The 8,561-nt window shown below is 60.8% G+C and carries 9 protein-coding genes; 4 read left to right on the top strand and 5 right to left on the bottom strand.

Features of this window, described 5'->3' with window-relative positions; translation table 11 throughout:
- The 4 genes from rho to gluQRS form a co-directional block, all read right to left on the bottom strand.
- Window positions 1–886, bottom strand: an 886-nt coding sequence (gene rho, locus ABYV89_RS11660; RefSeq protein ID WP_432823126.1) for a transcription termination factor Rho, incomplete at its 3' end; no start/stop codon positions are given.
- Between the two features lie 486 nt (window positions 887–1,372).
- Window positions 1,373–2,167, bottom strand: coding sequence for a hypothetical protein (locus tag ABYV89_RS11655; protein WP_432823125.1), 795 nt, complete (start codon window positions 2,165–2,167; stop codon window positions 1,373–1,375).
- A 58-nt stretch (window positions 2,168–2,225) separates the two neighbouring features.
- Window positions 2,226–3,428 (bottom strand): MFS transporter, encoded by a 1,203-nt coding sequence (locus ABYV89_RS11650; protein WP_432823124.1) that lies wholly within the window; start codon window positions 3,426–3,428, stop codon window positions 2,226–2,228.
- Between the two features lies 1 nt (window position 3,429).
- Window positions 3,430–4,359: a tRNA glutamyl-Q(34) synthetase GluQRS gene (gluQRS, locus tag ABYV89_RS11645; RefSeq protein WP_432823127.1), complete on the bottom strand. Its 930-nt coding sequence runs from the start codon at window positions 4,357–4,359 to the stop codon at window positions 3,430–3,432.
- A 214-nt stretch (window positions 4,360–4,573) separates the two neighbouring features.
- On the opposite strand from gluQRS, the gene ABYV89_RS11640 reads away from it, so the two are divergent.
- Complete coding sequence (locus ABYV89_RS11640; RefSeq protein WP_432823123.1) at window positions 4,574–5,005, top strand: RrF2 family transcriptional regulator; 432 nt, start codon at window positions 4,574–4,576, stop codon at window positions 5,003–5,005.
- A 210-nt stretch (window positions 5,006–5,215) separates the two neighbouring features.
- Here the strand turns inward: ABYV89_RS11640 and ABYV89_RS11635 are convergent, their stop codons facing one another.
- Window positions 5,216–6,430 carry an ammonium transporter gene (locus ABYV89_RS11635; RefSeq protein WP_432823122.1) on the bottom strand — a complete coding sequence of 405 codons (1,215 nt, stop codon included), beginning with the start codon at window positions 6,428–6,430 and terminating at the stop codon, window positions 5,216–5,218.
- A 341-nt stretch (window positions 6,431–6,771) separates the two neighbouring features.
- On the opposite strand from ABYV89_RS11635, the gene ABYV89_RS11630 reads away from it, so the two are divergent.
- The 3 genes from ABYV89_RS11630 to cysD form a co-directional block, all read left to right on the top strand.
- The gene (locus ABYV89_RS11630; RefSeq protein ID WP_432823121.1) at window positions 6,772–6,996 is read left to right on the top strand and encodes a DUF2061 domain-containing protein; all 225 of its coding nucleotides are present in this window, start codon (window positions 6,772–6,774) and stop codon (window positions 6,994–6,996) included.
- A gap of 16 nt (window positions 6,997–7,012) precedes the next feature.
- Window positions 7,013–7,711 (top strand): phosphoadenylyl-sulfate reductase, encoded by a 699-nt coding sequence (locus tag ABYV89_RS11625; protein ID WP_432823120.1) that lies wholly within the window; start codon window positions 7,013–7,015, stop codon window positions 7,709–7,711.
- Between the two features lie 38 nt (window positions 7,712–7,749).
- The coding region (gene cysD / locus ABYV89_RS11620) for a sulfate adenylyltransferase subunit CysD (protein WP_432823119.1) at window positions 7,750–8,561 on the top strand (812 nt) is incomplete at its 3' end.

Here is an 8,561-nt window from a genome sequence, read left to right as displayed (position 1 = left end):
GTCGGGGGAACTCGAGCGCCCGGGAGTCGATGCCGCCCGTCATCGTCTTGCCCCGGCCCTTCTGCTCGCGGTTCGCCGCGCGCCCGAGGCGCGTGATCGAGTCGAGCAGGATCACGACGTCACGCTTGTGCTCAACGAGCCGCTTGGCTTTCTCGATCACCATCTCGGCGACCTGCACGTGACGGGTAGCCGGCTCGTCGAAGGTCGAGGAAATGACTTCGCCATCGACGCTGCGCTGCATGTCGGTCACTTCTTCCGGGCGCTCGTCGATCAGCAGAACGATCAGGTAGACTTCCGGGTGATTGGTGGTGATCGAATTGGCGATATTCTGCAGCAGCATGGTCTTGCCGGTTCGCGGCGGCGCCACGATCAGGCCGCGCTGCCCCTTGCCGATGGGCGCCGCAAGATCGACGACCCGCATCGGCAGGTTGTCGTGCGCGGTCTCCAGAATGAGCCGCTCCTCCGGATAGAGCGGGGTCAGGTTGTCGAACAGGGTCTTTTCGCGGGCAACGGCGGGATTTTCAAAGTTGACCTCGGAAACCTTGAGCAGGGCGAAATAGCGCTCCCCCTCTTTGGGCGGGCGGATCTGCCCCGACACGGTATCGCCGGTACGCAGGTTGAAGCGGCGGATCTGCGACGGCGACACGTAGATGTCGTCCGGGCCGGGGAGGTAGTTGGCATCCGGCGCCCGCAGAAAACCGAACCCGTCAGGAAGGATCTCCAGAACCCCCTCGCCGAAAATGGCCCCGTTTTTCTCGGCCGTCGCATTGAGGATGGCGAAAATCAGGTCCTGCTTGCGCATACCCGCCGCCCCCTCGATCTTGAGGTCCTTGGCAATCGCGGCCAGATCCGTGGCCTTCTTCTCTTTCAGATCCTTCAGATTCATGGGTTCTCCTAGAGGGGGCCCGTCAAGACACCAGACATGGCGCGAACGCCGCACAAAACGGCAGATTCAAGCATGTAGAATTCAATTGGCGGGACACAGCGGGGCAATCTCTTCGATTATGTTTATGGAATAAAGTCAGGAGTGAGCGGCAGGGGTTACCCTTGCCTGCTGTCGCCGAAGCATTCGGAACCAGCGGCCGGCAGCGAGCCGTCTACTTAAGAAAACTGTATGTGAATTAGGTCAACCTGTAACCGAAAAACTGATTTTATAAAGGACATCGACATGATGACAGGCAGCGCAGCGGGGAGAATACAGTGCTGCGAACTTTATTACATCCATTTACCACCGCCTGTCAATCACTTTTATCGCATCGCCGAAATATCGGCGCCCCCGCGGAAACCGCGGGAACGCCGATCTGACATTAGAAACAATACACGCAACAGGCGGCAGCGCAAGCACCGCAACAAGAAAAAGCGCTCGCCGGCGTTATTGCTTCTGGTTGCGCAGCGGATTGATCATGCCGGGACTCAGCTCCGACACCAGCCCTTCAAAGAGCTTTTTGTGCAGCCGCGGCCAGGAGGCTTTGCCGAACAGCGAAGTCTCGCGCTCCGCCAGGGTCCGCTCCAGGCCGGGAATCGAGATAAACCGGATCTTGACCTCCTCGGTCTTGTTGTAATGGGCTTCGTCAAAATCGGGATACTGCAACGGCAGGAAACCCTCCCCCGGCTCACCATGATACTCCCAGAGGACCCGGCCATCGGGCGTGATCACCATGGCTCCGACCATGATGACGTTGTACCTGGCCTTCAGATAGGTCAACTTGGTCCGGTCCCAGCGTTTTTCCTGCCGCTCGATGCCGTTGAAAATCACCACCAGCAGTGCATCGACCACGTTTTTTTCGGCCAGCGAGGCAATCTCCGCCCCATTGATGACATACCCCCGGTGCAGCTCGTCGCCAGTCCCCTTCAGGTTCCGGCCCGTAACCAGCCGGTTGAAGACGTCCCGCGCATCGCCCGGGATGGGCCGTACATCAAAGTAATTCTTGCTCCCCTTGAGGGTGTCGATCAGCAGCCCGTTAGTGGAGTTATTGTAGCGCCGCAGCATCTCGACCACCGCATCCCGTTCAGGGTGAGTGATCTCCGATGCATCGTCCAGCATCAGGGGGAGCACCCCCAGGGTCTGCACCTGCTCACGATACTGCTCCTTGGGGACGGTAAAGGACCCGCCGCCGCAACCCGCCGTCAACAGCATAAGCACCGTTACCAAAAACCACCTTTGCATAGTCCTGCCTCCCATGAAATGGATTGAATCAGTTTGAATTGGATAATCTTACACGAAATTAGCGCGGACGGGTATCGCTGCAGAACAGATATCCAATCCAGGCCAGCCCGAGGCCCACCGTGGGAAACGCGAAGGCTCGATGAAAAGCATCGGCGGCAACGGCGTTTTCACTCATGACATAGCCCATAAGCTGCTGAGTCAGGGCCGCCCCGACGACCACGAAAAAATTAATCGACGTCATCGCCGTGGCGGCAAGCTCCCCGGGAAACAACTCTTTGACCTGGGCATAAAGCACCGGTCCGGTCGACACGAACAGCCCGAACAGAAAAAAGACCAGCGGCAAAAGCGGTGCCGGCAGCCGCTCCAGCGGGCCGAGGAACAAAGCCAGGGTCAGCAGCAACCCCAACTGCCCCGCTGCCAGCACTTTTTTTCGCGACACCAGGATGCGGTCGGACAGGCGCCCGGCCAGGGGACAGCCCAGAATGAAACCGACAGCGGTGAGCAGCAGCAGAAAGGCGGCCGACTCCCGCTGACAGCCGAGCACCTCGACCAGGTAGGGACCGCCCCAGAGCCCCTGCACCGCCATGTAGCTGCCGTACCAGAAAAACGCCAGCAGTCCAAGCAGCCAGAAGGAGGGCGTCCGCGCCAGCCTTCCCCAGCCGGCCAGCAGCGGCGGCCGACTGCTGCGCACCGAGCCGGCGGGGGCATCGCGAACGACGATCAGCACGGCCAGCGCGAAGAGCCCGGTCAGCCCGGCAGCGGCAACGAAGGTATGGCGCCAGCCGATCGTTGCGGCAAGCCAGGCCAATGGAGCCGTCGCCAACAGGTTGCCGGTGTTCCCCAGGGCGACCTGCAATCCCGACAGGGTGGCGAACTGCCGCGGCTCGAACCAGGCGGTATAGACCTTCAACGACCCCATCAGGACACAGGAGGTTCCGACGCCGATCAGCGCCCGTCCGACCCATGCCCCCAGGTACCCGCCGGCAAAGGCGAACAACAGGGCGCCGGCGGCCGTCACCAGGCTGAGAACAAAGATGGTTCGCCGCGGCCCGATACGGTCGAGCAGCGGCCCGAGGGGCAGCTGGGCAAACGCGAAGGCGTAGAACAGGGCCGACGAAATATTCCCCAGCTGCTGCGTGGACAGATCGAGGTCGGCCCGCAGGTCACCGGCAAGGACCGCCGCCGACACCCGGTAGAAGTAGGCCACCACATACATCCCGGTCAGCACGGCAAAGATATGCCATTTTCTGTCGCGCAGCAACTCAGCCCCCCGGGGCCGATTTTTTCAACGGTTCCGGCACCCGTGGATCTTTCGGCACCCTCGCCAGCTCGAAATAACGAACCCCCCAATCGAGGACCTCGGCAGGCGGAGCCCCTCGCAGGGTGACCGGAACGGCCTGGCCGAGAAACCGCAGCGCCTGCCAGAGCTGTTCGCCACTGTCACGACCGACCGCAACCGCCCCGTGGCGCTTGCTGATTTTCTTGCCTTCTGCAGCCAGCGCCAGCGGCAGGTGAATATAACGGGGATGGGGAAATCTCAGGCATTCCTGCAGGTAGACCTGGCGCGGCGTCGACGTCAGCAGATCCTGACCGCGCACCACCTGGGTCACCCCGGCATCGGCATCATCGACCACCACCGCCAGCTGGTAGGCAAACAGGCCATCGGCCCGGCGCAGCACAAAATCGCCAACCTCGTCGGCCAGACACTGGCTCTGCGGCCCGAATACGCCGTCGGTCAGGCAGACCTGCGACGACGGCACCCGCAGCCGCCAGGCCCGGGCCCGGCGCCCCGGAGCCAGACCGCTGCGACAGGTCCCCGGATAGATCGGCCCCTCTTCCCCGGCGTGGGGCGCACTGGCCAGGATTTCCTTGCGCGAGCAGGTGCAGCCAAAGACCAGCCCCATTCCATCCAGACGTGCGAGAATCTCGGCATAGCGCTCGCTGCGCCGGCTCTGCCAGACCACCTCGCCGTCCCAGAAGAGCGCGAGCGCTTCGAGGGTGCGCATGATTTCATCTGCCGCGCCGGCAACCTCGCGGGGCCGGTCCAGGTCTTCGATCCGCAACAGCCAACGCCCGCCCCCCTGGCGGGCCAGGCAATAACTGCCGACCGCCGCCAGCAACGAACCGAAATGGAGCGGCCCGGTGGGGCTGGGAGCAAAGCGGCCGATCGGCACAATGGATTCAGCGGACATGGGATCTGACAACAAAAACCTCCAGAAGAAAATTGATGATGCCCGATGGCCCAACGGCTGTCAAGAGCCCCCTGCGCCGCCCGGACGCCTGCTTGGCCCGAAGAAAATAAGATGCCTTTTCGAAACCGGAAACGGACTCAATCTGTCTTTAATGTTGACAAACCGACTCAAGGGCGATATCCGTTACCTGTTTGGTTGTGAATAGGAGGTCAACGTGATCATTACCCGCGCCACAGAATATGCCATCCTCGCCCTGCTCTACCTGGCCCGCCAGCCACGCGGGGAAATCGTCTACAAAAAAGATATCTGCAGCCACCAGGGGATCACCCCGGCCTTTCTGACCAAAATCCTGCAGCCCCTCATCAAAGAAGGCATCGTCGGTTCGCAGCGGGGGGTCGGCGGCGGCTTTTTCCTGCGCAAGGACCCGAGCGAAGTGACCCTGCTCGATGTCGTGGTTGCCCAGGAGGGCCCGCTGTTTCTCAATGAATGCCTGACCGACGGGGAATCCTGTGACCGAAAGGTATTCTGCCCGGTTCACGGCGCCTGGAAAGAGGTCCGCAGCGACATGATGGCAACCCTGAAACGCCACACCTTCGCCCAACTGGTTCAGGCAGAAAAAGCCAACCTGGAAAAGCTGGGCCGGTAGCGTCTTTGAGCCCGGCAGAAACAGATAACGGCCGCCCATCTGCATAGAAGATGGGCGGCCGTTTCATATCCGGGCAAAAAAAACCCTGGAGACCAGGAGGGTAAGTCGTCCAGGGCAAATAAGGGGACTGCGTCCAGCCCCCCTGAACAATCCTTTAACTGACCTTATTATACGCCCGCCGCTCTAAGGTGTCAAATCAGCGCAGAAAATTCAGCGAACGTGGTCTTCCGGGTAGGCGTTGATCTGGTGAATCCGCAGGTCGGGTCCGGCAAACTCATCCTCGTCGGCCATGCGGAAACCGAACATGCTGCGAACCAGCACGTAGACCAGCACGCCGACCGCCAGGGCGTAGACGATAGCCAGCAAGGTGCCCGCCAGCTGGGAAAAGAAATTCACCCCTCCCAGGCCGCCGAAGACCGGCAGCCCGAAAATCCCGGCGGCAATCCCCCCCCAGCTGCCGACGATGCCGTGCAGCGGCCAGACCCCGAGCACGTCGTCGATCTTGAGTTTTTCCTGCTCCCACTGAAAGCCGTAGACAAAGATCAGCGAACCGATGCCGCCGAGCAGAAAGGCCGCCAGCGGGTGAACGATATCCGAACCGGCGCAGATGGCGATCAGACCGGCCAGCGCGCCGTTGTGGACGAAACCGGGGTCATTGCGGCTGGCGACCAGGGCAAAGAGCACGCCGCCGACCATGGCCATCAGCGAATTGACCGCCACCAGCCCGGAAATCCCCTCCAGGCTCTGCGAACTCATCACGTTGAAACCGAACCAGCCGATCGCCAGAATCCAGCTGCCGAGCGCGAGAAAGGGGATGTTGCTGACCGGTATCGCATGGCTCTTGCCGCGCACGTAACGTCCCATGCGCGGACCGAGAATAACCACCGCCGGCAGGGCCAGCCAGCCGCCCATGGAATGGACCACCACGCTGCCGGCAAAATCATGGAAGGGCGCACCCAGGGTCCGCTCAAGAAAGCCCTGCAGATAGCTGCTGTTACGCCCCCAGATCAGGGATTCGAAAAAGGGATACGCCAGGCCGACGAAAATGGCCCCGGCAAGGACCTGCGGCCAGAACTTGGCCCGCTCGGCGATCCCCCCGGAGATGATGGCGGGAATGCAGGCGGCGAAGCAGAGCAGGAAGAAAAACCGGACCAGTTCAAAGCCCTGATTGTTGCCGAGCAGCTCAGCGGCCGGATGCAGGAAGTTAACCCCGTAAGCAATGGGATAACCGATCAGAAAATAGACGACCGTCGAAACCGACCAGTCGGAGAGGATTTTCACAAAGGCGTTGACCTGGCTTTTCTTGCGGACCGTGCCAACTTCAAGAAAGGCGAACCCGGCGTGCATGGCGAACACCATGACCGCCCCCAGCATCAGAAATAGTACGTCCCCGCCGGTGCGCAGGGAATCAATGGATGCTTCCATCTTCAGACCTCCTCGTCCAGTGCGAAGGCATCGTTGCCTCCGGTCGAACCGGAAACTAGTTCAATAAACATACCATTGCGCAACCAGCTGGAATTACACAAAACCGCGTCGCATCATCCCCCCGGAGTCTGACCCGCTGCGCAAATTCTATTCAACCCTGCCCAAATAAAATACAGCAGGCCCCACAATGATATTGCCACGCAATCAACTAGGGTATCATTATTTTTTTACTGACTTTTTTCTTGACCAATACGGTGAAGTTATAATAGGATCTCCCCTAGACATTCTTTACCGTTTGAATGCCACATAAAAAACAAGATGCACGCACCCAGGAGAGAAACATGGACTCAACCCGCCGCAGCATAGCCAAAGCCATCTCCTATCGAATCATCGGCACCCTGACCACGGCCTTTGTGGTCTTTGTCGCCATCGGCAGGCTCGAAGTCGCGGCTGCCGTCGGCGTGCTGGATACCCTTTTCAAGATTTTCATCTATATCTTCCACGAAAGGATGTGGAACCGCATCCCCTACGGTCGCAAGCTGAATCAGCCGGAATATTTCATCTGAGTCATAGGAGTCGAACATGAGCCAACCCGCAATCGCCATCCCATCACCGACACAGGATGCGCTGGGCATTCTCCACCGCGGCATCTCCGGCGCGGCCGGCCCGGTGGCCCTGGCCTGCTCCTTCAGCGTGGAGGACGTGGTGATCATCGACCTGCTGCAGAACGTTGCCCCGGCAACCCGCATTTTCGCCATCGACACCGGCCGCCTCAACGAAGAGACCTACGAGGTGGCCGAAAGCATCGGCGTGCGCTACGGGGTCACCATCGACTGGCATTTTCCCGAGCGCACCGCCGTGGAAAAGCTGGAGCGGGAAAAAGGGCTGTTCTCCTTTCGCGAGAGCCTGGAAAACCGCCAGGAATGCTGCCGCATCCGCAAGGTCGAGCCGCTTAAGCGGGCACTTAGAGGCCTTTCCGGCTGGATCACCGGACTGCGCCGGGAGCAGAGCGTCACCCGCGACGACCTCAAGAGCATCGCCAGCGACGCAACCAACGGCGGCATCCTCAAGATCAACCCGCTGCTCGACTGGAGCGAGGCGCAGGTCTGGGACTACGCCAACAGCAAACGCCTGCCGGTCAACCGCCTGCACCGGCAGGGCTACCCCTCCATCGGCTGCGCCCCCTGCACCCGGGCCGTCCAGCCCGGTGAACACTCGCGGGCCGGCCGCTGGTGGTGGGAAAATCCCGAACATAAAGAGTGCGGGTTACATCGCAGGTAACGATCCGGCCAATATATCTTCCCAAAAGGAATCAAACGATGAGCCAGAAACTGACCCATCTGCAACAGCTCGAAGCCGAAAGCATTCACATCATCCGCGAGGTGGCCGCCGAATTTTCCAACCCGGTGATGCTCTACTCCATCGGCAAGGACTCGGCGGTCATGCTGCACCTGGCGCGCAAGGCCTTCTACCCGGCCAAACTCCCCTTTCCGCTACTGCATGTCGACACCACCTGGAAGTTCCGGGAGATGATCGAGTTCCGCGACCTCCTTGCCAAGGAATACGGCTTCGAGCTGCTGGTGCACGTCAACGAGGAGGGGGTGCGCGAGGGCATCGGCCCCTTCTCCCACGGCAGCGCCCTGCACACCGACGTGATGAAGACCGAGGGGCTCAAGCAGGCGCTGGACAAGTACAAGTTCGACGCGGCCTTCGGCGGCGCCCGGCGCGACGAGGAGAAATCCCGCGCCAAGGAGCGCATCTTCTCCTTCCGCACCGCCACTCACCGCTGGGACCCGAAGAGCCAGCGCCCCGAGCTGTGGAACATCTACAACACCCGGGTGCGTCCCGGCGAGAGCATCCGCACCTTCCCGCTCTCCAACTGGACGGAACTCGACATCTGGCAGTACATCTACCTCGAAGAAATCCCGATCGTGCCGCTCTACTACGCCAAGGTGCGGCCGGTGGTCGAGCGCGACGGCATGCTGATCATGGTCGATGATGAACGGATGCAGCTGCGCCCCGGAGAGAAGATTGAAATGAAGTCGGTGCGTTTTCGCACCCTCGGCTGTTACCCGCTGACCGGTGCCGTTGAGTCGACCGCCGCCACCTTGCCGGAAATCATTCAGGAGAT

Source organism: Trichloromonas sp. (assembly GCF_041583255.1).
Lineage (GTDB): Bacteria > Desulfobacterota > Desulfuromonadia > Desulfuromonadales > Trichloromonadaceae > Trichloromonas.
The sequence above is the reverse complement of the archived record's forward strand: the minus strand, read 5'-3'. Positions and strand labels throughout refer to the sequence as shown.